Raw genomic sequence first — 26,857 nt, 5'->3', positions numbered from 1 at the left:
CCATCGGTTAAGCCGGAGCGCATGACGATGTTTCCGACCCCGCCGGTTCCGGCCTGATCGCGCCGTGGCGGTCATTCGCTCGCTTTGCGGCCAATGCGGCGTGGGCTGCGGCATCCGCGCCGTGACCGGCGAGGGGCGCGAGGCGCTGATAGAGGGCGATCCCGTGCATCCTGCCAATGGCGGCCTGCTCTGCACCCGCAGCGAAGCGTTGAAGGACATGTTCCCGCTGGACGGGCGGCTGTTGCGGCCGATGGTGGACGGCCGCGTCGCCGGTTGGGACCGGGCCATCGACCAGGCGGCGCGCCGCCTGTCCGCCGTCATCGCCCGCCACGGTCCGGGCAGCGTGGCGATGCACGTGCCGGGCGGCCTGCTGACCGAAGACTATTATGTCGCCAACAAGCTGATCAAGGGCTTCGTCGGTTCCGCGCATGTCGAAGCGCCGTGCAGCGATGCGGGCGGCATGGCGGCGGCGCAGCGCGCCGCCTTCGGCGAGGATGTGACGCCCGCCGCCTATGAGGATCTGGCGCAGGCGGACATGCTGTTGCTGCTGGGCGTGCCGACCGCCCGCCGCCATCCGGTGCTGCACGAAAGGATGGCCGAGGCGCGGGCGGAGCAGGGCGCGCGCCTGATCCTGGTCGCGCATGCGGACGACGGGCAGGAGGTCGAGGCCGATGAGCGGTTGAACGTCGCGCCGGGCAGCGAAGCGATGCTGTTGAACGGGCTGCTGCTGCATTGCCATGACCATGGTGCGCTGGACCGGAAATTCATGGAACGCAGCCTGTCCGTGCCGGCGGATTTCTGGGCGGGGCTGCGCCGGGGACATGACCTCTGGTCGGTGGCCCGCGCCTGCGGACTGGCGCCGGGCGAGGTGCGCGCCTTTTACGATCAGGTCGCGGCGGCGCCCCGGCTGGTGACGCTGTTCAGCCCGCAGGGACAGGGTGAGGAGGCGCGTCGCCTGTCGGCCGCCATCCTCAATTTCCATCTGGCGACCGGGCGGATCGGCAAGGCGGGCGCGGCGCCCTTCGCCGTGACGGACGCGGGCAACGGCATGGGCGCGCGGGAAGTCGGATGCCGCGCCGGAGAACTGGCCGCGCACCGGGATTTTTCGGCCCAGGCCCTGGCGGAGGTCGGCCGCTTCTGGGGCGCGGCGCGGCTGGCGGACCGGCCGGGGATGTCCGGCGCGGCGCTGGCGCGGGCGGTGGAGGCGGGGCATGTCAAGGCGCTGCTGATGATGGGCGGCCTGCCTTCGGCGTCCCATCCGATCCGCGGCCTGATGGGGCAGGTGCCGCTGGTCATAGCGACGACGCCATGGAGCGAGCCGGAAATCGAGTCGCTGCGCATGGTCGCGCTGCCGTCGCCGCTGTGGGTCGAGAAGGACGGGACGCTGACCGGCGCCGACCGGCTGATCAGCCGACAGCGCCGGCTGTTTCCCCTGCCCGGAGAGGCGAAGCCCGACTGGTGGATATTCACCCGGATCGCGCAGGCCATGGGCTGGCGCGAGGCCTTCCATTATGAGCGCCCCGCGGAAATCTATCGCGAGCATGTGCGGCTGACCGCCTATCGCAATGAGGGGGGGCGGCTGCTGAACCTCAAGCGGCATGCGCCGATTTCCAACCCGGCCTATGACGAGCTGACGCCGTGGCGCTGGGGGGAGGTGCCGTTCGACGAAGGGCGTTTCCCGACGCCGGACGGGAAGGCGCGGCTGATCGCCCTTTAAGGTGTGTGGGGATTCAGCCCATGGCGGGCTGCAAATAGCGGCTTTCTGCGCTTCCGGTGCTCACGTACTTAAGTACGCTGCGCGCCGGTTCTCGAATTCCACTATTTTCGCCGCGCCCTGAACTGAATCCCCACACACCCTAAGGCTTGTTGAGATTCATCGAGAGTTGATGACGGCACTGGCGAGATAGATCATGGCTGAGAAGCTCTGATCGGTCTTGTCGGAACGCATGGCGATTCGTTTGAACTCCTTGAGTTTGCAGAAGAAGTTCTCGATGAGGTGACGCCATTTGTAGAGTTCTGCGTCGATCCGGCGCTTGCTGGCCCGTCCGGGATGCTGTGAGATCACGACCCTTGCGCCCCGCGCGTCGAGTTCAGCAATGATGGCGTTGGTGTCGAACGCCTTGTCGGCCATGAAGCCAGCGAAGGCGAGGTTCTCGATGAGGGGCGGGACACCTATGATGTCGCAGCGCTGACCCGGTAGCAGCACGAAGCGAACGAGATTGCCCAAGGCATCCGTGAGTGCGACGATCTTGGTGGTCATGCCGCCCTTCGACCGCCCTATGGCCTGGCTTTGAGTCCCCCTTTTGCGCCCTGGCCGTGGCGGTGGACCTTGACGATCGTGCCATCGACCATTGCAAACTCCATGTCTGGATCATCCGACGCGGCGTCGAAAAGCCGTTGGAAAACATCGGCTTTCACCCAATCCCGATAGCGCTTGAAGATCGTGTTCCACTTCCCGAATGCAGCCGGAAGATCACGCCATGGACTGCCCGTGCGCGCAATCCACAACACCGCCTCCAGAAATAGCCGATTGTCGTGGCCGCTCCGACCCGGATCGCTTGCCTTGCCAAGACAATATGGCGCCATCTTTGCCCACTGATCGTCCCGAAGGACAAGTCGTTCAGCTTCCATCACAAACTCCTTCAAGGAGCTTGAATCAGATCAAAGCCTAAAGGGGAATCCTGAATCTCAACAAGCCTTAGAGCGATTTCCAAGTGATCGGAACCGATCGCCGGTTAAGAAATCGGGGGAAACAAAGAAACCAGAGTGGCGATCTGATTCAATCAGATCGAAACGCGCTCCAGGAGTCCCCAACCCAGGGTGTGTGGACAAATTCGGAATGTCGGGAAATGGCCAGTTGCGGTCATTAGTTTCCCGTCACCCCGGGCTTGACCCGGGGTCCCGCTTTCTTTCTGAGTCCGCGCCCAGCCCAAGGCAGCGGGACCCCGGATCAAGTCCGGGGTGACGAATAGGGGGAGCGGTGACGAATAGGGGAATGACGGCTTCCCACTCAAATCACTCAGTCCGGCGAGTCTTGAATTTGTCCGCGCTGCCTAGGACCGCTGAGCCGCGATTGCGCGGAGATGCTCCAGCAGCGCGTCGCCATTGGCGGTCCAGGTGAAGCGCAGGGCCGCTTCGCGCACCGCTTCCCGGTCGGGCGGGTTGGTCAATATGGCGCTGATGGCGTCGGCGAGCGCTTCGGGTTCGCGGGCGACGATCAGTCCCGCCTCCGGCCGGTCGAGCAGTTCGCGGGCGCCGCCGACATCGCTGATCACGACGGGGGTGCCGCAGGCCAGCGCCTCCACCCAGGCATTGGCCAGCCCCTCGGACGAGGAGGGGAGCGCCATGACGTCGGCGGCGGCGTAGATGCGCGGCAGGCGGTCGTGCGGCACCGACCCCAGAAAGCCGATTCGCCGGTCGACGCCCAGTTCCTCCGCCTGCCTTTCCAGCGCCCGGCGATATTGCCCCTGGCCGGCGAACAGCAGCGTGACGCCCGGCAGGTGCGGCAGCGCCCGGACCAGCAATTCCTGCCCCTTGCGCGGAATGAGCGCGCCGACGCACAGCACCACCGGCCCTTCGAAGCCCAGGCTTTCCTTCGCGGCGGCGCGGTCGCTTATCTCGAATCGGTCGAGGTCGACCCCGGTATAGTGCACCCGGATCTTCTCCGCATCGATGCCCATGCGCGCCATCGACCGGCGCATCGCGTTCGACACCGCGAGCAGCCCGGCGGCATCGTCGGCGGCGCGCTTCACCATCTTGCGCGTGCCCCGGCGCGTGCCCCAATAATGGATGTCCGCGCCGCGCGCCTTCACCGAATAGGGAATGCCGAGGGCGCGGGACAGGCGCTGCGCCACCGGGCCGTCGGGGAAGAAGAAGCTGGCGTCGATGACGTCGAAGGGCTGCTGCGCATGGAGGCGCCGGACCAGCGGCAGGATGGCGCGGGTCATGCCGTGGACGTTGAAGCGGCCGCCGAATTTGGGGATGATCGGAAAGACCGGGCGGTGGACGGTCAGATCCTTCCACCGTTCCTTGGCGGGCAGGGCGCGCAGGGCGGCATAGCGCTTCGCCTTCGACAGCGGCCAGGGCGGAATGCCCAGCGGCGCGACCACCGTGACCCTGACGCCGTCCCGGCTGGCCAGTTCGCGGGCCTGCCGTTCCACGAAGACGCCGAAATTGGGACGGCTCATGTCCGGGAACAGGGTGGACAGCATTAGGACGTTCAGCGTCATCGCATCTTCCTAGCGGGCGCTCATCAGGCGGCCCTGGTCGACGCAGCGTTAAGGATGAAACCGCCTTTGTCTACAGCCGTCTGACCAATTGGACCGCCACGGCGCCCCAAGGTGGGTCACTGATCACCTGCTGGCGGGTGCCGCTGCCCAGGGGAAGGACGTGCAGCCGGTCGTCCTCCCGCCCGATCAGCCGCCCGAACAGGAAGCGCCCGGCGTGGCGCGGCAACAGCAGGTCGCGGTTCAGCACGCTGGAAAATTCGTCCGGCATGATGCGGCGGCACCAGATTTCGTCACCGCTGCGGTAATCCCCGATGCTGCCCGACACCTGCACGCCCACCATCGCGTCGGCGGGGGCCGGGGGGGCGAGCGAAAGGGGACGGGTGGGCGCCCTTGCGCCCTCCGGCCCCAGCAGCGCGGCCACGGGCACCACATTCTGGCCCGGCAGCGCGACCAGTTCGGAGGAGGCGACGCCCAACGCGCGGGCGATGCGGTTCAGCCAGTTGACCGATACGGTTCGGGTGCCGGTTTCCAGTCGACCGATGGTCTGGGCCGTGGTGGGCGGGACGCACAGGGCGCCGACCTGTTCCAGCGTCAGCCCCTTGGCCTTGCGTACCTCCCGGATGCGGGTGATCATGCCATATCCTGTTTTACCTATTTGGTTTTAGTTCTTTCCTACAAACGAGCCGCCATGGCAAGTCCCCTCGCATCCGATTCCTGCAAGGAGAAGCGCCATGGCCACGCAATATGTCGAACGGATCATGGAGGATCCCTTTGGACGGGCGCAGAAGGTGGCGGTCAACCTGCACGAATCGCCCCTCGCCTGGCTGCATGCGCGGGGGCATTTGAGCGAGCGGCATTATCTGGCCGGCGACAGGCTGCGCGCCGATTGGGAGAAGGCGGGGCTGGGTCCGCGGGTCACGATGCGCTGGGACGCCGCGCCGGGGCGGCAGCGCGGCGGAGGCGCGGCGGCGCCCGAACCGGGCCTGGCGCAACTGTCCGCGCGGGAGCGGTTCGACGGCGCGATCCGATCGGCGGGGCCGGGCCTCGCCGATGTGCTGTGGCGGGTCGTCTGCGCGGGCGAGGGATTGAGTGCGGCGGAAAGGGCGCTGGGATGGCCGACGCGCGCGGGCAAGCTGGTGCTGACGCTGGCGCTGGATCGGGTGGCGGCCTGGTATCGGCTGAGCTGAAGCACGCTGCGTTGAATCGATCCGCCGCGTTCGTGCCGAGGGCTTGTCGAAGGGCTCAGCACGAACGGTTCCGAGCTATTGCACGCGGCCCAGTCGGAAGAGGGCGCTGCTGAATCTCCGGCAGCGCCCTCTTCGCAATGGTCGTTGTCCGTGGCGCGCCGGCTTACTGGGCGCGGGGCGCCGCCGCCGCCGCATTGGCGGGCAGGCCGCCGAGTTGCGTCACCAGCTTGGTATAGGCGTCGAGATAGGCGAGCACGATCACCTGGCCGATCTCCGTATTCTGGTAGCCGCCGCCGCCGGCCGCGGCCAGGCCGCCCATCCAGCCCGCGCCGCCGCCCGCGCCGAAGCTGAGGTCCGACTTGCGGGCATAGCCTTCCGTCAGCGCCTCTTCCTCGGTCGTGCGGGCGTTGACGATGGAGAGCGTCACATTGGCCTCGCTTTTCTTGATCGAGATGCCGCCGGCCAGCGCGCCGATCGTGCGGCCGCCCAGGAAGCCGCCGAGCATGCCGCCCAACGCGTTGCCGCCCGAATTCTTGTTGGAGGAGACGATGTCGGGCTGAAGATAATAGTCAGCCGCCTTCACCTGGCCCTTGCCCAGGTTCGACCCGGCCTGGAGTTCGCCGGAGTCGGCCATGGCGCGCTCCATATTGCGGCTGGCCATGGCGCGGCCGCGATTGACGATGCCGAAGCAGCCCGACTGCTGGATGAACACCTTGAGGATCGCCTCCGGGCTGCCCAGGTTCAATTCCCGCCACCACTGGTTGTCCGGGTCGACGATGGCAACCGTGCCGAGGCGCCGGGTGCAATGAGGAATTTCGGCGGTTTTCTTGGCCTGCTGCTGCCGGGCGGACGAGCCCTTGTCGGCGGCCATCGCCGGAGAAGCCGCGACAGCCAGGCCGGCTGCGGCAGCGACGAACTTCGCGAACACACGCATTGTCATGCACCCCTGAAAGTTGCTGAAGTCGTTTTGATTTTGTGGCGCCCCGATATTCGATCCAAGCTCTAGCACAACCGTGTCGCCGCGCAAGCAATGCGAATGGGTATCGCCGCTATTGCCCTCCATGCGCGATCCTGCTGACAGGCCCGCAAATGGCTGCTATCGGCGCGGCCATGACCGATCTCTCGCACATCCGCAATTTCTCGATCATCGCCCATATCGACCATGGCAAGTCGACCCTGGCCGACCGCCTGATCCAGCGCACCGGGGGCCTGACCGACCGGGAGATGTCGGCCCAGGTGCTCGACAATATGGATATCGAGAAGGAGCGCGGCATCACCATCAAGGCGCAGACCGTGCGCCTGGACTATGTCGCGAAGAATGGCGAGACCTATGAGCTGAACCTGATGGACACGCCGGGCCATGTCGACTTCGCCTATGAGGTGAGCCGGTCGCTGGCGGCGTGCGAGGGCGCGCTGCTGGTGGTGGACGCGGCGCAGGGCGTGGAAGCGCAGACGCTGGCCAACGTCTACCAGTCGATCGAGCATGACCATGAGATCGTGCCCGTCATCAACAAGATCGACCTGCCCGCCGCCGAGCCGGAGAAGGTGAAGGCGGAGATCGAGGAGGTGATCGGCCTCGACGCGTCGGAAGCCGTGCTGGCGAGCGCCAAGGCCGGGATCGGCATCGACGACATATTGGAGGCGGTGGTCGCCAAGATCCCCGCGCCCACGGGCGACCGGGACGCGCCGCTGGAGGCGATGCTGGTCGATAGCTGGTACGACCCTTATCTGGGCGTCGTCATCCTGGTGCGCGTCGTCAACGGCGTCATCAAGAAGGGCCAGAGCATCAAGTTCATGATCGGCGGCACCGAGCATCTGATCGACCGCGTCGGCTGTTTCCGGCCCAAGATCGAGCAACTGGGCGAACTGGGGCCGGGCGAGATCGGCTTCATCACCGCGCAGATCAAGGACATCAGCCAGACCCGCGTCGGCGACACCATCACCACGGTCAAGAATCCGGCGAAGGCGCCGCTGCCCGGCTTCAAGGAAGTGCAGCCGGTGGTGTTCTGCGGCCTGTTCCCGGTCGACGCCAATGATTTCGAGAAGCTGCGCGAATCGATCTCCAAGCTGCGGCTGAACGACGCCAGCTTCTCCTTCGAGATGGAGACGTCGGCGGCTTTGGGCTTCGGCTTCCGCTGCGGCTTCCTGGGGCTGCTGCATCTGGAGATCATCCAGGAGCGGCTGAGCCGGGAATATGACCTCGACCTCATCACCACGGCGCCGTCGGTGGTGTACGAGATTCACATGAATGACGGGACGGTGCGGCATCTGCACAATCCGGCGGACATGCCCGACGCCAACCATATCGACTATATCGAGGAGCCGTGGATCGAGGCGGTGATCTATTGCCCCGACGAATATCTGGGTTCGATCCTGAAGCTCTGCCAGGACCGGCGGGGCATCCAGAAGAACCTGACCTATGTCGGCGGGCGCGCGCAGGTGACCTATGAACTGCCGCTCAACGAGGTGGTGTTCGATTTCTACGACCGGCTGAAGTCGATTTCGCGGGGCTATGCCAGTTTCGACTATCATCAGATCGGGGCGCGGGAAGGCGACCTCGTCAAGATGAGCATCCTCGTCAACAACGAGCCGGTCGATGCGCTCAGCATGATCGTCCACCGGGGCAGCGCCGAATCGCGCGGGCGCGGCATGTGCGAGCGGCTGAAGGACCTGATCCCCCGCCACCTGTTCAAGATTCCGATCCAGGCGGCGATCGGCGGCAAGGTGATCGCCCGCGAAACGATCGCCGCGATGCGCAAGGATGTGACCGCGAAATGCTATGGCGGCGACATCACCCGCAAGAAGAAGCTGCTGGAGAAGCAGAAAGAGGGCAAGAAGCGGATGCGCGAATATGGGTCCGTCCAGATCCCGCAGGAAGCCTTCATCGCGGCGCTGCGCATGGGGGATGAGGGCTGAGGCAGACCGGAATAGGGTCGGCCTTCCCCATGACGGGTTTGATGGGGCAGTTCGCAGCGCTCGGATGTCGGATCATTCCGCCGTCAGATGGTGCCGGAACCAGGCGGCGGTTTCCTCCTCGCTCAGTTCTCCGGCGGCGAGAGCGAGCATCATGCCTATGGCGTCTTCCGGCGCGAAACGCAGAGCGACGCCGTTCAGAGCCAGGAACAGACGCGCAAGCACCCAGGCGGTGCGCTTGTTGCCGTCGACGAAAGGATGATTGCGCGCAATCCCGAAGGCGTATGCCGCCGCCAAGGCGCTAGGATCATCCTCGCCATAGGTCCAACGGTTGATTGGCCTTGCAAGGGCGGAGTCGAGCATTCCGGCATCGCGCACGCCCATGCCGCCGCCATGCTCGGCGAGCTGGCGGTCATGAACGGCATTGGCTATGTCGGTGTCGAGCCAGACCGGCTCTACCCTGTCGTCGGCGGCCATGAAGCAGGCTTACTGCGCCAGCACGCGCAGAATATCGCGATCCTCGCGCATGATCTGTTCGGCAAGAGCCATCTTCGCCTCGAAGTCGGGATTATTCGCGGTCAGCCGGATACCGTCGGGCGCTTCGCTGACATAAAGACTGTCGCCCAGGCCGACGCGTAGCCGCGCCAGCACCTCCTTGGGCAGGATGACTCCGGCGGAATTGCCGATCTTCGTGATCTTGAGCGGTGCGTTCATACAGATGTTATAACCATGATCCGGTCGCGGCGCAAGCCCGGCGGCCTTGACGGCGGCGGGGCGTCCATGGTCAATGCAGGGGTATCAGCGTCAGGGGACCGGCATGAGCGAGACATGGCTGTATGATGAGCATCCCGCGATGTTCCGCGCCCATCCCTTCCTGTTCCTGCTGCTGCTGATTTCCGTGGTCGGCATTCTGGCCATCGGCGTGTGGTGGGTGTTGCGCAAGGGCGAGCGGCTGGCGCTTTCCGACCGGGAAGTGCTGCTGGAGCGCGGCCTGCTCGCCAAGCAGCGGACGGAGATCGCGCTTTCCAGCATTCGCAGCGTGCGCATCACCCAGACGCTGGGCCAGCGCATCTTCAACGTCGGCAATGTGGAGCTGTTCAGCGCGGGCGACATGGCGGAAATCGCGATCAAATCCATGCCGCGGCCCGACCGCATCCGGGCGATCGCGGCTTCCCGCAATCTCGACCTGCTGCCCCAGCGGTAGGAATAGCCAACAGCCTCTTGACTTGACCGCATTTATTTCAACGATAGTGCAATAGCGAGAAGGGGCGCGTTGGAGCGCCCACGGCCAGCAGGAAGGACGCCGGAGGAACGCCGGTCCGCAGTGGCGCGGGCGGGTGATTGCAAGGGGTCGTCGTGCATGGGCTTGCGTGTGATGCCGTCGTTGCCGGAACTGACCGCGCAGCAGCAGGACGATGTCCGCCAGGCTTGCGGTTTCGCCTGCGTTCGATGTGGCGTGACCATCTATCGTTATCTGCGGCTGCCGGAGAGTCATGGGGTGACGCTGCTCTGCCCGACCTGTCATGGGCTGGTCGAGGAAGGGCGGCTGACGCCGATGCAGGTGCAGGGATTCCATGCCAATCCGGTCGTGCGGCAGCGCCATTTCGCGCGCGACCGCCTGCCCTTTTCGCCGGAACTGCCGACGCTGATCATGGGCGGCTCCCAATTGCTGAGGGACACGCCGATCCCGCTGACGCTGGAGGGCGAGCCGATCCTGATCTTCGCCCCGCCGCGCCGCAGCAATGGGGCGACGCGGATCAGCGTGCGCATGGGCGGCCCCGATGGCGAGCCGGTGCAGGTGGTGAACGGCAATGAATGGATGCCGACGGACGGTAGCTGGCATTTCCTGCTGCGCGGCGACCGCTACAGCATGATGGCGGCGCGGGGCGAGGGGCTGGCGGTGCTGCGCATCGTGGCGCGCAACCGGATCGCGGTGGAGCATCTGCGCACGACGATCAGGGGGCGCCGGCTGGAAGTGACGCCCGACTGGCTGGAGATCGACGGCAAGCGCTATGTCGGGCGGATCGGCAGCGGGACGTTGATCGGGCTGGAATGTTGATTGCCGTGGAAAACAGCGTGTTCCTGCGAAGGCAGGAGCCCAGTTCCAACACCTGATCTGGTCCTGCCTTCGCAGGAGCACGTGGTTTATTCCGTCCCGGACTTAGCCGCAGCGGGCGGAGGTGATCGCCATCTTGCCGTCATAGCTGACGGTCAGCCGGTCGGCGCGGAAATCCATGGTCATCGCCATGCCCGGCGCGCCCCAGCGCAGCGTGCGCGCGCCCGACGCCTTCAGCAATTCCGCTCCGGTCGCCGCGCTGGCGGTCTGGCCGAGGAAGCGGTCCAGCCCCTCGTCGCGGCACGGTCCCTCGGCGGCGGGCGGCTGCGCGGCGGGGCCTTTGCCGTTCGCGCCCGCGCAGGCGGCCAGAAGGGGAAGGAAAATCAACGCTGCCGTCCGCATCGTTCCTGACTCCTATTGCGTGCGGGTCATCTTGAGGCGGCCGTTCTTGACAGCGAAGGCCAGGCGACCCTCCACCAGGTCGACCGCGTCGCGGCCGAACTGTTCATAGCGCCAGCCTTCCAGGATGGCGAGGTCTTCCCGCACGCCGGCCGCCAGCGCGTCGATGTCGTCGCTGCGGGCGATGAGGCGCGCGGCGACGTTGATGTCGCGGGAACGGATTTTCAGCAGCAGCTTCAACAGGTCCGCCACCAGCGCGCCGTCCTTGCCCAGGCCCGGCCGCTTGGGGTCGCGCTCCGGCATTTCCTCCTTGGCGAGCGGCGCGTGGCTTGCCAGCGCCAGCATCAGGCGGTTGCCGATGTCGTTGGTCTTCCAGGTGGCGGACAGGCCGCGCACCTTGCCCAGGTCTTCCTGCGTGCGCGGCGGGTGGCTGGCGATGTCGGCCAGCGTCTCGTCCTTGACGATGCGGCCGCGGGGCAGGTTCTTGTCCTGCGCCTCCATCTCGCGCCATGCCGCCAGCGCCTTCAGGCGGCCCAGCACATCGGCCTTGCGGCTGGCGATGCGGACGCGCTGCCAGGCCTCTTCCGGCTTGTTCTCGTAATTGGACGGGTCGCTGATCCGCTCCATCTCCTGATCCAGCCAGTCGCCCCGGCCGGTGCGGCGCAGTTCCTCCAGCATCTTGGGGAATATCTGGATCAGGTAGGTGACGTCGCCGATCGCATAATCGATCTGCCGCTTGTCGAGCGGCCGGCGCGCCCAGTCGGTGAAGCGCGCGCCCTTGTCGAGTTGCACGCCCAGCCAGGCGTCGACCAGATTGCCGTAGCCGATCTGCTCGCCCAGTCCCAGCGCCATCGCCGCGATCTGCGTGTCGAACAGCGGATGGGGCGTCTTGCCGGTGAGGTTGTAGATGATCTCCAGATCCTGCCCGCCCGCGTGAAAGACCTTCAGCACGTCCTCATTGTCGACCATCAGGTCGAGCAGGGGCGACAGGTCGAGGCCGGGCGCCTTGGGATCGATGGCGGCCGCCTCATGCTCGTCCGCGACCTGCACCAGGCAGAGGTCGGGCCAATAGCTGTTTTCGCGCATGAATTCGGTATCGACCGCGATATAGGGCGACTTGGCGATCCGGGCGCAGAATTGGGCGAGAGTCTTGCTGTCGGTAATCAGCGGATGGATTTGCATATGGTCTTCGATCTTATTATGGGCTGGCCCGTCGCGCACGGGCTCGTCAATGCTTGACAGGACTGCCCATAGCGGCGCTGCAACAATTTGTCATTTCCGTAAAACGAAGCTGAAAGACCAAAAACGCCATGCATGCCTATCGCACCCACACCTGCGGCGCCCTTACGACGGCGGAGGTCGGCAATGAGGTGCGGGTGTCCGGTTGGGTGCACCGCAAGCGGGACCATGGCGACCTGGTCTTCATCGACCTGCGCGATCATTATGGCATGGTGCAGATCGTCACCGAAGTCGACGGGCCGGTGTTCCAGGTGATCGAATCGCTGCGGGCGGAAAGCGTCGTGACGGTGACGGGCAAGGTCGTCGCGCGGGCGAAGGAAGCGGTGAACCCGAACCTGCCCACCGGCGAGATCGAGATTCGCGCTCTGGACGCGGTGGTGCTGTCCGCCGCCGCCGACCTGCCGCTGCCGGTCGCGGGCGAGCAGGAATATCCGGAGGACATCCGCCTGCGCTATCGCTTCCTCGACCTGCGGCGCGAGACGTTGCACGCGAACATCGTCAAGCGGACCAAGATCATCTCCGACATGCGCCGCCGCATGGAAGGGGCGGGCTTCACCGAATATTCGACGCCGATCCTGACCGCCAGCAGCCCGGAAGGCGCGCGCGACTTTCTGGTGCCCAGCCGCATCCATCCGGGGAAATTCTACGCCCTGCCGCAGGCGCCGCAGCAGTACAAGCAGTTGCTGATGGTCGCGGGCTTCGACCGCTATTTCCAGATCGCGCCCTGCTTCCGCGACGAAGACCCCCGCGCCGACCGGCTGCCGGGCGAATTCTACCAGCTTGACCTGGAAATGAGCTTCGTGCGCCAGGAAGATGTCTGGAACACGATGGAGCCGGTGATCGCTGAGGTGTTCGAGGCCTTTGCCGACGGCAAGCCCGTGACCCCGGCGGGCAGCTTCCCGCGCATCCCCCATGCCGAGGCGATGCTGAAATATGGGTCGGACAAGCCCGACCTGCGCAACCCGATCCTTATCACCGACGTCACCGAACATTTCCATGGCAGCGGCTTCGGCATCTTCGCGTCGCTGGTGGAGAGCGGCAGCGTGATCCGCGCCATCCCGGCGCCGGGCGCTGGTGCGGGCAGCCGCAAATTCTTCGACGACATGAACAATTGGGCGCGCAGCGAAGGCTATTCGGGCCTGGGCTATATCAACATCAAGGACGGCGTGCCCGGCGGCCCCATCGCCAAAAATCATGGCGAGGAACGGACGGCCAAGCTGATCGAGGCGCTGGGCCTGGGGCCGAACGACGGCGTGTTCTTCGCGGCGGGCAAGGAAGGCCAGGCGGCGAAGCTGGCGGGCCTGGCGCGGATTCGCGTGGGCGAGCAGCTCGACCTGATCGACAGGGATCGCTTCGAACTGTGCTGGATCGTCGACTTCCCCTTCTACGAATATGACGAGGACACCAAGTCCATCGACTTCGCGCACAACCCCTTCTCCATGCCGCAGGGGGGGCTGGACGCGCTGGAGAATCAGGATCCGCTGAGCCTGAAGGCCTATCAGTATGACATGGTCTGCAACGGCTATGAGATCGCTTCGGGCTCGATCCGCAACCAGTCGCCGGAACTGATGGTCAAGGCGTTCGAGAAGGTGGGCCTCAGCCAGGCGGACGTGGAGGAGCGCTTCGGCGGCCTCTACCGCGCCTTCCAATATGGCGCGCCGCCCCATGGCGGCATGGCGGCGGGCGTGGACCGCATCGTGATGCTGCTCTGCGGGGCGCAGAATCTGCGCGAGATCACGCTGTTCCCGATGAACCAGCGGGCCGAAGACCTGCTGATGGGCGCGCCCAGCCCGGCGGAGTTCAAGCAGTTGCGCGAACTGCATATCCGGGTCGTGGAGCCGCAGGCCAAGGCCTGAAATCCTTTCGGTCCCGTGCTTGTCAAAGCCCCGCTCCTGTTCTCTAAGGGAGCGGGGCCTTGCTGTTCGGGAGTTGAGGGATGACCATCGACCTCGCCGACTATGAGAAGGGCGCGAAGTTCAAGGGCGACTATGAAGCCAGGCTCGCGGAATTGCAGGAGCGGCTCGCCAAGATACAGGTCGCGCACATCATCCACGACCGGCGCAGCGTCATCCTGCTGGAGGGATGGGACGCAGCGGGCAAGGGCGGCATCATCAAGCGCATGACCGCGCAGTGGGATCCGCGCTATTACAAGGTCCATCCCATCTCCGCCCCGACCGAGGAGGAGCGCGACCGGCATTTCCTCTGGCGCTTCTGGACGCGCCTGCCCGCCGGGCGCAACATCGCGATCTTCGACCGAAGCTGGTACGGTCGGGTGCTGGTCGAGCGGGTGGAGGGCTTCTGCTCCAGGGGCGAGTGGAAGCGCGCCTATGAGGAGATCAACGCCTTTGAAAAGCAGCAGGTCGATGCGGGGACCAACATCGTCAAGCTGTTCGTCCACATCACGCAGAAGGTGCAGGACGAGCAGCTTGCCGAGCGGCTGGACACCCCCTGGAAGCGGTGGAAGACCGGCGCGGACGATTATCGAAACCGGGCGAGGCGGGCGGATTATCTGGACGCCATGCACGACATGTTCCGCAAGACCGACACGAAGGCGGCGCCCTGGCAGGCGATCGACAATAATCACCGCCGCGCCGGGCGGATCGCCGCGCTGGAGCATGTGGCGAGGCGGCTGGAGAAGCTGGTGCCGATGGATTTTCCGGAAGCCGATCCGGAGGTGGTGAAGCTGGCGGCTGAGGCATATGGCTACAGGAAAATGCCGTAGCCCGAAAAGGGCTGGCTTCGGGCGGAATTCGGGTTAGGCTCTCCCTCCATAAAGAAGGAGAGGATGCATGCTCGTCATGTTCGTGGGCGCCGACCGGACCGAAACCGCCGTCAATGCCGCGCAGGTCACCTTCATATCCTCCGTGACCGACGGCACCCGCATCCGCTTCGGCGAAGGGCGCAGCGTCACCGTGATAGAGCCGATCGCCGAGGTGATGGAGCGACTCAACGTCATATTGCGGCGGGATGATTAGCGGGGTTTCGGTTGGAGGATGGACCTATCCCATTCCTCCCCATCGATAGATGGGGAGGGGGACCAGCCGAAGGCTGGTGGAGGGGAAAGGGGCACGACCTCCGAATTCCCCCTCCACCACGCTTCGCGCAGGGAGGAATTGAGGGCAGTCACTCCGGGTAGCGGATTTCCATCACCTCATATTCCTTCTCCCCGGCCGGGAGCATCACACGGCGCAGGTCGCCTACCGCCGCGCCGCGCAGGGCGCGGGCTATCGGGGTGCTCCAGCCGATGCGGCCGGCGCTCGCCTCCGTCTCGTCATTGCCGACCAGGGTGACGGTGCGGCGCTTGTCGTCCTCGTCCGCGATGGTGACGGTGGCGCCGAAATAGACCTTGCTCTTGTCGGGCTGCTGGCGCGGGTCGACGACCTTCGCGTCCTTCATCTTGCGGGAGAGGCGCTTCAACTGCCCGTCGATCTCGCGCATCCGCTTGCGGCCGTAGAGATAGTCGCCATTCTCGGAGCGGTCGCCATTGCCCGCCGCCCAGCTTACCACTTCCACGATCTTCGGGCGCTCGACGCCGAGAAGCTGGTCATATTCGGCGCGCAGCTTCGCGAAGCCTTCCGGAGTGATGTAATTGGGGTGAGGGTTGCTCATGATGAACCCTCCCTACCCGTTCGCGTCGAGCGAAGTCGAGACACGTCATGCCCGGCGTTTCCCGACTTCGCTCGAAACGAACGAAGGGGACCGATCAACCCGGCGTCTGTTTGCCGAGATATTTGGACAAGGGCGTCGTCGTGCCCCTGAAGCGCGCACGCCCAGGGTTCATCGCCTCGTACACCACGGCGTTTTCCAGCACGCGCTGGACATAGTTGCGCGTTTCGAACAGCGGGATCTGCTCGATCCAGCGCAGAATGTCGGCGCCGGGCAGCCGGGGGTCGCCATTGGCGCTGATCCAGCGGTTCACATTGCCCGGCCCGGCATTATAGGCCGCCACCGCCAGCGGATAGCTGCCGCCATAATAGTCCAGCATCCGCTGGAAATAGGAGGAACCCAGCATGATGTTGTAGCTGGGGTCGTTGAGCGAACTGGGGTCGTAGCTCATCCCCAGCTTGCCCGCCTGTTCGCGGGCGGTGCCGGGCATCAACTGCATCAATCCCCGCGCCCCGGCGTGGCTGACGATCTGCCGGTCGAACTGGCTTTCCTGCCGGGCGATGGCGTGGACCATGGTCCAGTTATATTGCGCTTCGGACGGCACGGGCACGCGGGGGAAGGCGCTTGTCCCATAGCCGGTGAGGCCGCTGGACACGGCGCGGCGGCCGACCATCACGCCCATGTCGGGACGGCCGATGCTCTGCGCCAGTTCCACCGCCAGATAATGGTCGGCATCGCTGTCGGCATTATTGGCGATGGCGCGGGCGAATTTGCTCTGATCCTCCCAATAGCCCATCTGGCCCAGCGCCTTCACCGCCCGGACGACCGATCGGTTGGCGAAGGCGGCGCGTTCGCTGGCGGAGATCTCGACCGGGCGCTCGACGGCGGCGGGGGCGGGGATCGGACGGCCCAGCCGTTCGAGCGCGAGCTGGCCGTAAAACTGGTCGGGAAAGGCCCCGGCACGGGTGAAATAGCTGTTCGCGCTGGCGGCGTCCCCGGCCTGGAGCGCGGCGCGGCCCGCCCAGTAGAAGCCCTTGGACTGGGTCTGCGGCGACTTGGCAGCGGTGGCGTAGCGGCGGAACATCTCCATCGCGTCCAGCGGCTTGCCGAGATTGTAGAAGGCCGTCGACCCCGCCAGCCAGGCGAGGCTGGTATAATCGTCGCGCTCGCCGATGGGCCGGGTGCTGACGTCGGTGCCTGGCAGATAGGCGTCGTCCAGCTTGCTGGCGATGCCGTAGGCGAAGCTCCACTGGCTGTCGTTCGCGGCGGCGCGCGCCTGGGTCAGCAGCACCTCATACCATTTTTCCGCGTCGCTGGGGCGGAAGGTCAGCGCCGAGCGGTTGGCCAGATATTGACGCCCGGCGATCCAGTTGCCGGTGTTGAGCAGCCATGCCGCCTTGTCCGCGACGAAGCCCGCGTCGGTCGCGCCGACGGCCTCGGCCAGTTGCATCTTCATCGCGGCGTCGGGCGCCTTCTGGCGGAAGGCGATGCGCGCCTCATAGACGGGGCGGCGGGCGGGCGAGACATAGGCCAGCATCCGTTGCGCGCCGAACATGTCGCCCTTCCACAGCAGCGCGTCGGCGCGCAGGTCATGCTCCGCCGATGTCCAGCCGGAACCGAACAGCGAGAGCAATCGCGCCTCGTCATCGGGGGAGAGGGTGCCGCCGATCCAGGCGTTGCGCGCCGCGATCCGCGCTTCGCCCATGCGGCCCTGCTGCATCAGCGCCAGCGCGTAACGGGCGTTGCCGGTCGCCGTGCGCGGCGGGAAGCGGGCGAAGAAGGCGACGACCTGCCCCGGATCGTAGCTGTTGGGATTGATGCCGGTTTCCGCCAGCCGCCGCATCCGGTCTTCCCCCGGCCAGCCGGGATTGGCCATGATGAAGCTCATATAGGTCGAAGACCCCAGCCCATCGCTCTGCTGGAGCGCGCGCCACTGGCTGATCGTGCCGGAGATCGAAGGATCGCTCGCCACGCCGATTCGGCTTTGCGCCTGCTGCCAGGGGCTGGGCTCCGTGGAGCGGGGAATCGGCTGCACCACGGCGCCCGGCGGATAGGCCGAGGCGGGCGCGGGGACGGCAATTTCGGTCTGGGCGCTGGCGCCGGCCGTGAAAAGCAGAAGGGCGATCAAAGGCATACGAACCGTAAGGGTTTCCGGGGCAGTTTCGAGACAGGAGAGCGATACCCTACTGGACATTATCGCAATTGCATCCTTATCAGGCCCTGAATGACGCGCTATAGCGCGCCGTTCGCGTGTTTCACGCTATCATGCCCCGGAATCCCGGTGAGTTGAAGGAGTTTGTTGCATGTTTTCCGGGTCGATTCCGGCGCTGATCACGCCCTTCCGCGACGGGGCGGTGGACGAGGCGGCTTTCCGCGCCTTCGTCGACTGGCAGATCGGGGAAGGCAGCAGCGCCCTCGTTCCCTGCGGCACGACGGGCGAAAGCGCGACCATGACGGTCGAGGAGCATAATCGCGTCATCGCCATCTGCGTCGACCAGGCGGCGGGCCGGGTGCCGGTGATCGCGGGCTGCGGGTCCAACGACACGCGAATCGCGCTCGAGCATATGTTCGCGGCGCAGGCGGCCGGGGCGGATGCGGCGCTGGTCGTCGCGCCCTATTACAACAAGCCCAACCAGGAGGGGGTCTACCGGCATTTCGCGCATCTGGCGGAGCGCTGTTCCCTGCCCATCATCCTCTACAATGTGCCCAGCCGCACCATCACCGACATCGGCGTCCCGGTGATCCACCGCCTGTCGGAGGAGTTCCAGACCATTGTCGGCATCAAGGACGCCACCGGGAATCTGGGGCGGGTCGCCGCGCAGCGGCTCGCCTGCCGGGCCGATTTCTGCCAGCTTTCCGGCAATGACGAAACGGCGCTGGGATTCAACGCGATGGGAGGGAAGGGCTGCATTTCGGTCACGGCCAATGTCGCGCCGCGCCTGTGCGCCGAATTCCAGCAGGCGACGGAGAACGGCGATTGGGATGGTGCCCTGGCGCTCCAGGATCGTCTCTACCCCCTGCATGATGCCCTGTTCAGCGACGCTTCACCCGGCCCGGTCAAATATGCCCTCACGCGGGTCCGCCCCGACATGCCCGGCGACGTCCGCCTGCCGATCACCTGGCCGTCGGAATCGAGCCGCGCCGCGGTGGACCGGGCGCTGGAGATCGCGGGACTGGTTTGAGAAGGGGATTATCCCCATCTTCCGTTCGCGCAGAGCAGGCCTTGAGCTTGTCGAAAGGCCGTATCGAAGGACGGGGATGTGCCAAATGCTTCGATACGGAGCTTCGACAGGCCCAGCCCCTGCTCTGCGCGAACGGATAGTTTAGAGAAGTCTGATTGAACGATAATGGCCCGTCCCCGTCCCGAAGCCTTCGACAAGAAGAAGATCGTCGCCGAGAACCGGCGCGCCCGTTTCGAATATTTCCTGGAGGATGTGTTCGAGGCCGGCATCGCCCTGCAAGGCACGGAGGTCAAGTCTCTGCGCTTCGGCGAGGGCAATATCGCGGAAAGCTATGCCGAGGTGAAGGGCGAGCAGGTGTGGCTGGTCAACAGCAACATCCCCGAATTCAGCCATGGCAACCGCTTCAACCATGAGCCGAAACGCCCCCGCAAGCTGTTGCTGCACCAGCGGGAGATCGCCCGGATGCACGGCGCCGTCGAGCGCAAGGGCATGACGCTGGTGCCGCTGTCCATCTATTTCAACAGCCGGGGCAAGGCGAAGGTCGAACTGGCGCTGGCCAAGGGCAAGAAGACCCATGACAAGCGCGACACGATCAAGGAACGCGACTGGAAACGCGACCAGCAGCGCATCATGAAGGCGCATCGCTGATGGACAATCGACTTTCCCGCTGGTGGCACGCCAATGCGCCCACCCGCGAGTCGCTGGAAAACAACCGCTTTCTGGCCCCGGTGGCGCATCGCGTGCTGGAACCCTCGCTGTGGCGCTTCACCCGGCGGTCGGTGCCGCGCGGCGTGGCGCTGGGGCTGCTGGTCGGCATCTTCCTGCTGATCCCCGGCGTGCAGATTGCGGGCGCGGCGCTGCTGGCGTTGCCGTTCCGGGCGAATATTCCGCTGGCGGCGGCGATGACGTTCCTGTCCAATCCCGCCACCACGCCGCTGTTCCTGATGGCTTCGGTGTGGATGGGCAACTGGATGTTGGGGCGGACGGCGGATGCTTCGGGCTTCATGGCGCTGATCGACCGGCACGCCTCGATCCGCGAATGGTGCGCCTGGCTCTTTTCGGAGGCCGCGCCTGCCATGCTGCTGGGACTGGCGCTGATTTCGCTGGCTTTCGCGGTGGTCGGCTATTTCCTGGCCGACTGGATCTGGCGCCATCGCATGGGGCGGAAATGGCATGCGCGCAAATTGAGGATTGGCAAGGCGCGCGAAAGCGGCGCATTGGAGGAAATCGCTTCGGCCTGAGGGGGTTGGGGCGGCAAGTCCATTGTGGATGCAGGGGGCGCGTGTGATCAGGGATGGAGACGCTTGGGCGGCTGACCGGCCATCGCCGCTTGCCCTGCCGCTGCTGGTCCTGCTGGCGCTGATTTCCGCCGGGCTGGTGATCTATGCCGCCGGGAACTGGGCGCTGGGCGCGGGCTTCGGCGCGGCGGTGCTGGCCGGGGCGGCGCTGCTGAGCTGGTATCGCAGGCTCCATCCGCCGGAAGTGGCGGTGGGGGAGGCCGTGCCCGACTGGACGGTGGCGCGGGCGGCGGCGGACGCATCCAACATGGCGATCGCCGTCACCGACCGGGCCGGGCGGCTGGTCTGCGCCAGCGACCTGTTCGGGGAGTGGTTTCCCGGCTTTCCCACGCCGCCGCATGTCACCGGCGATGCGCCCCTGTCCGACAGCCTGGGCCACGCCGCCCGCGCCGCCTGGCGCGACGGCGAGGCGCGGGTGGAGGGGATCGTGCAGGGCGCGCTGCGGCTGGACGCCTTCCTGTGCCGCACCGGCCGTTCGGAGGATTATCTGCTGTGGCGCTTTTCCCCCGTGCGCCAGCCCAGCGCGCTGGACGATGTGCATCGCCTGCTGACCGGGGAGGCCGGGCGGCAGTTGGGCGAAGCGGGCATCATGGCGGTGATGATCGGCGGGGAAGGGCGCATCCGGGCGGCCAACGGCGCCTTCCTGCTGCGCGCCGCCGGGCGGATCGACGCCAATATCACCGGGCGCGACTTCGCCGCCCACATGCGGGTGGACGACAAGGGGCGGCTGTTCCTGGCGCGGGAGGAATCGGGCGGCGTTCCGCTGCGGCTGTTGCAGGTGCCGTTGAAGCGCGCCGCCCAGCCGGCGGGGGCGCAATCGGGCGCGCAGGACGGGCCGATGCTGCTGCTGCTGATCGACGAGCCGGCGGGCAATGCGGGCGGGACGTCGGCGCTTTCCTATATCGAGACGCTGTTGTCGCTGCTGCCCTTTGGCCTTGCCATGGCGGATCGCGACGGGCGCGTGCTGTTCATGAACAAGGCCTTTTCGCGGGCCGCGGGCGTCAAGCCGGAGGAGAAGCCGAGCTATCCCGGCGACCTGGTGGTGCGGGAAGATCAGGCGGCGGTGGCCGACGCGGTGCGGCGCTTCGCGGTCGGACCGCAAATGTCGGGCGACGTCGCCGTGCGCATGCGCAACCAGCCCGACGAGCCGATCGCGCTCAGCCTGGCGGGCGTGCGCGGGCTGGGCGAGGCGGCGGTGCTGCTCTCGCTCAAGGACAATAGCGAGGAGAGCAAGCTCAAGCGGCAGGTGGCGCAGGCGACCAAGATGCAGGCGATCGGCCAGCTTGCCGGGGGCGTGGCGCACGACTTCAACAATATCCTGACCGCGATCATCGGCCATTGCGACCTGATGCTGATGCGCCATACGCCGGGCGACAGCGACTATGACGACATCCAGCAGATCAAGTCGAACAGCAACCGCGCTGCGGGGCTGACGCGGCAGTTGCTGGCCTTCTCGCGCCAGCAGACGCTGCGGCCGCAGATATTGCAGTTGCCCGACATCGTCGCGGACGTTTCCAACCTGCTGAAGCGCCTGCTGGGCGAGAGCGTCAAATTGGAAGTCACCCATGGCCGCAATCTGGGCGCGGTGCGGGCGGACCCCGGCCAGTTGGAGCAGGTGATCGTCAACCTGGCCGTCAATGCCCGCGATGCCATGCCGGACGGCGGCACGCTCAACATCCAGACCTATGCCGTGCCCGCCGCCAAGGTGCGGGAGATGCGGTCGGACATATTGCCGCCCGCCGACTATACGGCGGTGCGGGTGTCGGACACGGGCCTGGGCATCCCGCCCGACATATTGTCCAAGATCTTCGAACCCTTCTTCACCACCAAGGAACTGGGCAAGGGCACCGGCCTTGGCCTTTCCACCGTCTATGGCATCGTCAAGCAGTCGGGCGGGTTCATCTTCGCGGAATCCGAACTGGGGCGGGGGGCGAGCTTCGTCATCTACCTGCCGGTCTACCAGGGCGCCGACGCCGATCAGGCCGCGCAGCCCAAGGCGCCGGTCCGCCGCAGCGAAACCTGGGGCACCGGCACCGTGCTGCTGGTGGAGGATGAGGATATGGTGCGCGCCGTCGCGGAACGGGCATTGTCGCGTCAGGGCTACAAGGTGCTGACCGCCAATGACGGCGAACAGGGGCTGGAGGTGCTGGCCGGGGACGAGAAGATCGACCTGCTGATTTCCGACGTGGTGATGCCCAACATGGACGGCCCGTCGATGGTGGCGCGGGCGCGGGCGACACATCCCGACCTGCCGGTGCTGTTCATGTCGGGCTATGCCGAGGAACAGTTGCGCAAATCGATCGACATCGCCAATGTGGCTTTCCTCCCAAAACCCTTTTCCGTCAGCCAGTTGGCGGAAGCGGCGCGGGATGCGCTGGCGATGCGGCCGGCGGAATGAACGGCATGATGAACTTCCGCGCGGTTTGTCGATTATGTCGGTGGGAAAACGCCTTTGGGGTTGCGATGGGTAAGATTGGGGACCGCAAGCATGTCTGACGGCAAGACCATCCTGGTCGTGGAGGATGAGGCAATGATCGGCATGATGCTGGAGGATTATCTCGACACGCTGGGATACCGGCTGCACGCCATTGCCGAATCGGTGGACGAAGCCTGCGCCAAGGCGCGGGAGGGCGGATTCGACGCGGCGCTGCTCGACTGCAATCTGCATGGCGAGAAAAGCTGGCCCGTGGCGGACATATTGGCGCAGAGCGGCATACCCTTCGTCTTTGCGACGGGCGGCATGGCGGACGATCTGCCGACGGGCCATGCCGACCGGCCGACGCTGGCCAAGCCCTTCACCATCGGCGCGGTCGAACGCGCTCTCAACAAGGCGCTGGGCGCCGCATAAGAAAATTTCGTTCCCCTCTTGTTCCATTAGAACAAACAGGATACATGGTGGCCACGCGCCATCCGGACCGGCGCGTTCCGCTTGACAGGGGATAGGCCGATGACCGCAATGCTCTCACTCATCGATTCCAAGAAGACGGGGACAATGGACAGACAGAAAGCATTGGAAGCGGCCCTTTCCCAGATCGACCGCGCCTTCGGCAAGGGTTCGGCGATGAAGCTGGGCAGCCGCGAGAAGATCGAGATCGAGGCGATTTCGACGGGATCGCTGGGGTTGGACATCGCGCTCGGCATCGGCGGCCTGCCGCGCGGACGCATTGTGGAGATTTACGGGCCGGAAAGCTCGGGCAAGACCACGCTGGCGCTGCACGCCATTGCCGAAGCGCAGAAGGCTGGCGGCATCGCGGCCTTCGTCGACGCGGAACATGCGCTCGATCCCGGCTATGCGAAGAAGCTGGGCGTCGACATCGACGAACTGATCGTGTCGCAGCCGGACACGGGCGAACAGGCGCTGGAGATCGTGGACACGCTGGTGCGGTCGAACGCCATCGACGTGCTGGTGGTCGACTCGGTCGCCGCGCTGGTCCCCCGCGCGGAAATCGAGGGCGAGATGGGCGACAGCCATGTCGGCCTGCAGGCGCGCCTGATGAGCCAGGCGCTGCGCAAGCTGACCGGCTCCATTTCCCGCTCGCGCTGCCTGGTGATCTTCATCAACCAGGTCCGCATGAAGATCGGCGTCATGTACGGCAACCCGGAAACGACGACCGGCGGCAATGCGCTCAAATTCTACGCCTCGGTGCGTTTGGACATTCGCCGCACGGGCCAGATCAAGGACCGCGAGGACATTGTCGGCAACGCGACCCGGGTGAAGGTGGTCAAGAACAAGGTCGCGCCGCCCTTCAAGCAGGTCGAATTCGACATCATGTATGGCGAGGGCGTGTCCAAGATCGGCGAACTGCTCGACATCGGCGTGAAGGCCGGGCTAGTCGAGAAGTCGGGCGCCTGGTTCTCCTATGACTCGGTCCGCATCGGCCAGGGTCGGGAGAATGCGAAAACCTATCTGAAAGAACATCCCGAAATGGCGGAACGGCTGGAAAAGGCGATCCGCGGCAAGACCGAGGAGGTCGCCGAAGGGATGATGGCCGGACCCGAAGCGGAGGATGATGGCGAATAGGCGCTGACGGGCCTTCCGGCCGGATCAACCGGAAGGCTCCAGCGCGGCTCTGCCCGCCTGCCGCTTCACGCACTGAAAAGGCCCGCTGCGCGACTGGCGCGGCGGGCCTTTTACCGGATCGGCCTTTGCCGCACAGGCCTTTCGCCGGGCGCAGCGTCTAAAGCCCTGCGTTCAATCAAATCCACGGCGTTCGTCCTGAGTAGCCACGAAGTGACGCATCGAAGGACCAATCGGCGCAGATGCTTCGATATGGGCCTTCGACTTGCCTGTCTTGAACCCGTCGAAGGACTCAGTCCCTGCTCAGCATGAACGGTGCCGAGTCATTGCACGATGCTCCAGCTTTGGCCACGGCCGTCGAATGGCTTGCCAATCGCGGACCGGGCCATCGGTTCATCGGCGGAAAGAGCGATTTGCGGGCAGGAAACGCATCGTCCTCTCGGGGCGCCCCCCTTTTCCTTCGAGCGCCCGGGCAGGCATGACGGGGTCCAGCCAAGGCTCCTCGCCGCCTATCGTCCAAACTTCTTCTGCACCTTCCCGTAGCGCAATTTGCGGGTTCCCGGCTTGCCTTCCATGGCCCGGCCCCTGGGCGCCGCCACCTGCTGTTCGGCGGGCAAGCCCAGTTCCTCCGCCTCCAGCTTGCGGATCTCGTCGCGTATCCGCCCGGCTTCCTCGAACTCCAGATCGGCCGCGGCGGCGCGCATCTTCTTTTCCAGATCCTCGATATAGGCGCGCAGATTGTGGCCGACGAGGTGCGGCCGGTCCTCCAGCCCCGTGTCCACCGTCACCTGATCCTTCGATGCGACATGGGCGATGATGTCGCCGATGTTGCGCTTGATGGTGGTCGGCGTGATGCCATGCTCCAGATTATAGGCCATCTGCTTCTCGCGCCGCCGCGACGTTTCGTTGAGCGCCCGCTCCATCGACCCGGTAATACGGTCGGCATAGAGGATCACCCGCCCGTCGACATTACGCGCCGCGCGCCCGATCGTCTGGATCAGCGAGGTTTCGGAACGCAAAAAGCCCTCCTTGTCCGCATCCAGGATCGCGACCAGCCCGCATTCGGGAATGTCCAGCCCCTCGCGCAGCAGGTTGATGCCCACCAGCACGTCGTAGACGCCCAGCCGCAGGTCGCGGATCAGCTCGATCCGCTCCAGCGTCTCGACATCGCTGTGCATGTAGCGGACCTTGATCCCGGCCTCATGCATGAATTCGGTCAGATCCTCCGCCATCCGCTTGGTGAGCGTCGTCACCAGCGTGCGATAGCCCTTCTTCGCCGTCTCCTTCGCCTCATGGATCAGGTCGTCCACCTGATCCTCCACCGGCTTGATCTCGACCGGCGGGTCGATAAGCCCGGTCGGGCGGATCACCTGTTCGGAGAAGGCGCCGCCGGTCTGCTCCATTTCCCACGGGCCGGGCGTCGCGGAGACGCTGACCGTCTGCGGCCGCATCGCGTCCCATTCGTTGAAGCGGAGCGGCCGGTTGTCGATGCAGCTCGGCAGGCGGAATCCATATTCGGCCAGCGTGATCTTGCGCCGGTGGTCGCCCCGCGCCATCGCCCCGATCTGCGGCACGGTCTGGTGGCTTTCGTCGACGAACAGCAGCGCGTTTTCCGGCAGATATTCGAACAGGGTCGGCGGCGGCTCGCCGGGCAGTCGGCCGGTCAGGAAGCGCGAATAATTTTCGATCCCCGCGCAGGAGCCGGTCGCCGCGATCATCTCCAGGTCGAAATTGGTCCGCTGCTCCAGCCGCTGCGCCTCCAGCAGCTTGCCCTCGGCGGTCAGTTCCTTCAGCCGCTCCGCCAGTTCGAACCGGATCGCCTCCATCGCCTGCTTGAGCGTCGGCCCCGGCGTGACGTGGTGCGAATTGGGAAAGACCTTCACATAGTCGAGGCTCGCCACCTTCTTGCCGGTCAGCGGGTCGAACTCGACGATGTCCTCTATCTCATTGCCGAAGAAGCTGACCCGCCACGCCGTATCCTCATAGTGGGACGGGAAAATCTCCAGATTATCCCCCTTCACCCGGAAATTCCCCCGCGCAAAGGCCGCGTCGTTGCGCTTGTACTGCAACGCCACCAGCTTGCGGATGATTTCCCGCTGGTCCTCCACCTGGCCCTTCTTCATCGCGAAGGTCATGGCCGAATAGGTCTCGACCGACCCGATGCCGTACAGGCAGGAAACCGACGCCACGATCAGCACATCGTCCCGCTCCAGCAGGGCGCGGGTGGCCGAATGGCGCATCCGGTCGATCGCCTCGTTCACGCTGGACTCCTTCTCGATATAGGTGTCCGACCGCGGCACATAGGCTTCGGGCTGATAATAGTCGTAATAGCTGACGAAATATTCGACGGCATTTTCGGGGAAGAAGCTCTTGAACTCCCCGTAAAGCTGCGCGGCCAGGATCTTGTTCGGCGCCAGCACCAGCGCGGGCCGCTGCAACGCCTCGATCACCTTCGCCATGGTGAAGGTCTTGCCCGATCCGGTGACGCCCAGCAGCACCTGGTCCTTCTCGCCCTGGAGCGCGGTCTCGACCAGTTCGGCGATGGCGGTCGGCTGGTCGCCAGACGGTTCATAGTCCGACACCAGCTTGAACGGCCTGCCGCCCTCGCTCTTTTCCGGGCGCGCGGGGCGGTGGGGGACGAAGCCTTCGCCGGTCTCCGGCTCGTCCAGCGTGGTGCGGATCTGGATAGACATGGTCCGAATATGGTGCCTTTGGTTGGAGACGCAATCG

General features: G+C 65.6%; 25 protein-coding genes. 14 read left to right on the top strand and 11 right to left on the bottom strand.

Translation table 11 applies throughout. The features are described 5' to 3' along the window. The first annotated feature begins 64 nt into the window (after positions 1-64). Positions 65-1,717 carry a molybdopterin-dependent oxidoreductase gene (locus Sj15T_RS12795; RefSeq protein ID WP_013041378.1) on the top strand — a complete coding sequence of 551 codons (1,653 nt, stop codon included), beginning with the start codon at positions 65-67 and terminating at the stop codon, positions 1,715-1,717. Between the two features lie 156 nt (positions 1,718-1,873). Here the strand turns inward: Sj15T_RS12795 and Sj15T_RS12790 are convergent. From Sj15T_RS12790 to Sj15T_RS12780, 3 genes are all read right to left on the bottom strand, one after another. After that, positions 1,874-2,631 (bottom strand): IS5 family transposase gene (locus Sj15T_RS12790; RefSeq protein WP_115288555.1). Its coding sequence is split into 2 segments (ribosomal slippage): positions 1,874-2,295 and positions 2,295-2,631, totalling 759 coding nucleotides; the frame shifts between segments, so codons are not numbered across the junction. A 422-nt stretch (positions 2,632-3,053) separates the two neighbouring features. Beyond that, a complete protein-coding gene (locus Sj15T_RS12785; protein WP_013041377.1) occupies positions 3,054-4,229 on the bottom strand; it encodes a glycosyltransferase in 1,176 nt (391 codons plus the stop codon). 70 nt (positions 4,230-4,299) lie between these two features. Further along, entirely contained in the window at positions 4,300-4,863 is a 564-nt protein-coding gene (locus tag Sj15T_RS12780) for a helix-turn-helix transcriptional regulator (protein WP_007683019.1), read from the bottom strand. 97 nt (positions 4,864-4,960) lie between these two features. Between Sj15T_RS12780 and Sj15T_RS12775 the strand changes: the two genes are divergently transcribed. Continuing rightward, entirely contained in the window at positions 4,961-5,416 is a 456-nt protein-coding gene (locus Sj15T_RS12775; protein WP_013041376.1) for a DUF6456 domain-containing protein, read from the top strand. Between the two features lie 163 nt (positions 5,417-5,579). Here the strand turns inward: Sj15T_RS12775 and Sj15T_RS12770 are convergent, their stop codons facing one another. Continuing rightward, entirely contained in the window at positions 5,580-6,350 is a 771-nt protein-coding gene (locus tag Sj15T_RS12770; protein ID WP_007683023.1) for a CsgG/HfaB family protein, read from the bottom strand. A gap of 176 nt (positions 6,351-6,526) precedes the next feature. Here Sj15T_RS12770 and lepA point away from each other — a divergent pair, with 176 nt between their 5' ends. Next, the gene (gene lepA / locus Sj15T_RS12765; RefSeq protein ID WP_041386634.1) at positions 6,527-8,332 is read left to right on the top strand and encodes a translation elongation factor 4; all 1,806 of its coding nucleotides are present in this window, start codon (positions 6,527-6,529) and stop codon (positions 8,330-8,332) included. 72 nt (positions 8,333-8,404) lie between these two features. Here the strand turns inward: lepA and Sj15T_RS12760 are convergent, their stop codons facing one another. Together Sj15T_RS12760 and Sj15T_RS12755 are read right to left on the bottom strand one after the other, a co-directional pair. Next, positions 8,405-8,806 (bottom strand): type II toxin-antitoxin system death-on-curing family toxin, encoded by a 402-nt coding sequence (locus Sj15T_RS12760; RefSeq protein ID WP_013041373.1) that lies wholly within the window; start codon positions 8,804-8,806, stop codon positions 8,405-8,407. 9 nt (positions 8,807-8,815) lie between these two features. Next, positions 8,816-9,043 (bottom strand): AbrB/MazE/SpoVT family DNA-binding domain-containing protein, encoded by a 228-nt coding sequence (locus Sj15T_RS12755; protein ID WP_013041372.1) that lies wholly within the window; start codon positions 9,041-9,043, stop codon positions 8,816-8,818. Between the two features lie 103 nt (positions 9,044-9,146). Here Sj15T_RS12755 and Sj15T_RS12750 point away from each other — a divergent pair, with 103 nt between their 5' ends. Beyond that, positions 9,147-9,533, top strand: coding sequence for a PH domain-containing protein (locus Sj15T_RS12750; protein WP_007683030.1), 387 nt, complete (start codon positions 9,147-9,149; stop codon positions 9,531-9,533). 171 nt (positions 9,534-9,704) lie between these two features. Beyond that, entirely contained in the window at positions 9,705-10,388 is a 684-nt protein-coding gene (locus Sj15T_RS12745; protein WP_013041371.1) for a hypothetical protein, read from the top strand. A gap of 102 nt (positions 10,389-10,490) precedes the next feature. Here the strand turns inward: Sj15T_RS12745 and Sj15T_RS12740 are convergent, their stop codons facing one another. Then, positions 10,491-10,787 carry an I78 family peptidase inhibitor gene (locus Sj15T_RS12740; protein ID WP_013041370.1) on the bottom strand — a complete coding sequence of 99 codons (297 nt, stop codon included), beginning with the start codon at positions 10,785-10,787 and terminating at the stop codon, positions 10,491-10,493. 12 nt (positions 10,788-10,799) lie between these two features. Continuing rightward, positions 10,800-11,966, bottom strand: a complete 1,167-nt coding sequence (gene rnd / locus Sj15T_RS12735; RefSeq protein ID WP_041386633.1) for a ribonuclease D — start codon at positions 11,964-11,966, stop codon at positions 10,800-10,802. 128 nt (positions 11,967-12,094) lie between these two features. Here rnd and aspS point away from each other — a divergent pair, with 128 nt between their 5' ends. The 3 genes from aspS to Sj15T_RS12720 all read left to right on the top strand — a co-directional run bounded on the left by aspS (position 12,095) and on the right by Sj15T_RS12720 (position 14,998). Next, positions 12,095-13,879 carry an aspartate--tRNA ligase gene (gene aspS / locus Sj15T_RS12730; protein WP_013041368.1) on the top strand — a complete coding sequence of 595 codons (1,785 nt, stop codon included), beginning with the start codon at positions 12,095-12,097 and terminating at the stop codon, positions 13,877-13,879. 80 nt (positions 13,880-13,959) lie between these two features. Continuing rightward, positions 13,960-14,745: a hypothetical protein gene (locus Sj15T_RS12725; RefSeq protein WP_013041367.1), complete on the top strand. Its 786-nt coding sequence runs from the start codon at positions 13,960-13,962 to the stop codon at positions 14,743-14,745. Between the two features lie 67 nt (positions 14,746-14,812). Further along, a complete protein-coding gene (locus tag Sj15T_RS12720; RefSeq protein ID WP_007683041.1) occupies positions 14,813-14,998 on the top strand; it encodes a hypothetical protein in 186 nt (61 codons plus the stop codon). Positions 14,999-15,146: 148 nt separating this feature from the next. Here Sj15T_RS12720 and greB read toward each other — a convergent pair whose 3' ends face one another. Together greB and Sj15T_RS12710 are read right to left on the bottom strand one after the other, a co-directional pair. Next, positions 15,147-15,632, bottom strand: a complete 486-nt coding sequence (gene greB, locus Sj15T_RS12715; protein ID WP_013041366.1) for a transcription elongation factor GreB — start codon at positions 15,630-15,632, stop codon at positions 15,147-15,149. Positions 15,633-15,726: 94 nt separating this feature from the next. Then, entirely contained in the window at positions 15,727-17,763 is a 2,037-nt protein-coding gene (locus Sj15T_RS12710) for a lytic transglycosylase domain-containing protein (RefSeq protein WP_013041365.1), read from the bottom strand. Positions 17,764-17,932: 169 nt separating this feature from the next. On the opposite strand from Sj15T_RS12710, the gene dapA reads away from it, so the two are divergent. The 6 genes from dapA to recA all read left to right on the top strand — a co-directional run bounded on the left by dapA (position 17,933) and on the right by recA (position 24,130). Continuing rightward, positions 17,933-18,811, top strand: a complete 879-nt coding sequence (dapA, locus tag Sj15T_RS12705; protein ID WP_007683047.1) for a 4-hydroxy-tetrahydrodipicolinate synthase — start codon at positions 17,933-17,935, stop codon at positions 18,809-18,811. Between the two features lie 165 nt (positions 18,812-18,976). Further along, complete coding sequence (smpB, locus tag Sj15T_RS12700) at positions 18,977-19,459, top strand: SsrA-binding protein SmpB (RefSeq protein WP_007683053.1); 483 nt, start codon at positions 18,977-18,979, stop codon at positions 19,457-19,459. Continuing rightward, complete coding sequence (locus tag Sj15T_RS12695) at positions 19,459-20,052, top strand: DUF2062 domain-containing protein (RefSeq protein WP_007683056.1); 594 nt, start codon at positions 19,459-19,461, stop codon at positions 20,050-20,052. Before smpB ends, Sj15T_RS12695 begins: the two co-directional genes overlap by 1 nt. 28 nt (positions 20,053-20,080) lie before the next feature. Next, positions 20,081-22,507 carry a response regulator gene (locus Sj15T_RS12690; protein WP_020819872.1) on the top strand — a complete coding sequence of 809 codons (2,427 nt, stop codon included), beginning with the start codon at positions 20,081-20,083 and terminating at the stop codon, positions 22,505-22,507. A gap of 90 nt (positions 22,508-22,597) precedes the next feature. Continuing rightward, positions 22,598-22,957 (top strand): response regulator, encoded by a 360-nt coding sequence (locus tag Sj15T_RS12685; protein WP_007683060.1) that lies wholly within the window; start codon positions 22,598-22,600, stop codon positions 22,955-22,957. 99 nt (positions 22,958-23,056) lie between these two features. Then, positions 23,057-24,130, top strand: coding sequence for a recombinase RecA (gene recA / locus Sj15T_RS12680; protein WP_007683061.1), 1,074 nt, complete (start codon positions 23,057-23,059; stop codon positions 24,128-24,130). Positions 24,131-24,636: 506 nt separating this feature from the next. On the opposite strand, the gene uvrB is transcribed toward recA, so the two are convergent. Next, positions 24,637-26,820: an excinuclease ABC subunit UvrB gene (gene uvrB, locus Sj15T_RS12675; RefSeq protein WP_013041363.1), complete on the bottom strand. Its 2,184-nt coding sequence runs from the start codon at positions 26,818-26,820 to the stop codon at positions 24,637-24,639. Positions 26,821-26,857 lie beyond the last annotated feature (37 nt).

Origin of the sequence: Sphingobium sp. TA15 (assembly GCF_037101235.1) — a bacterium.
GTDB lineage: Bacteria > Pseudomonadota > Alphaproteobacteria > Sphingomonadales > Sphingomonadaceae > Sphingobium > Sphingobium indicum.
The sequence above is the reverse complement of the archived record's forward strand: the minus strand, read 5'-3'. Positions and strand labels throughout refer to the sequence as shown.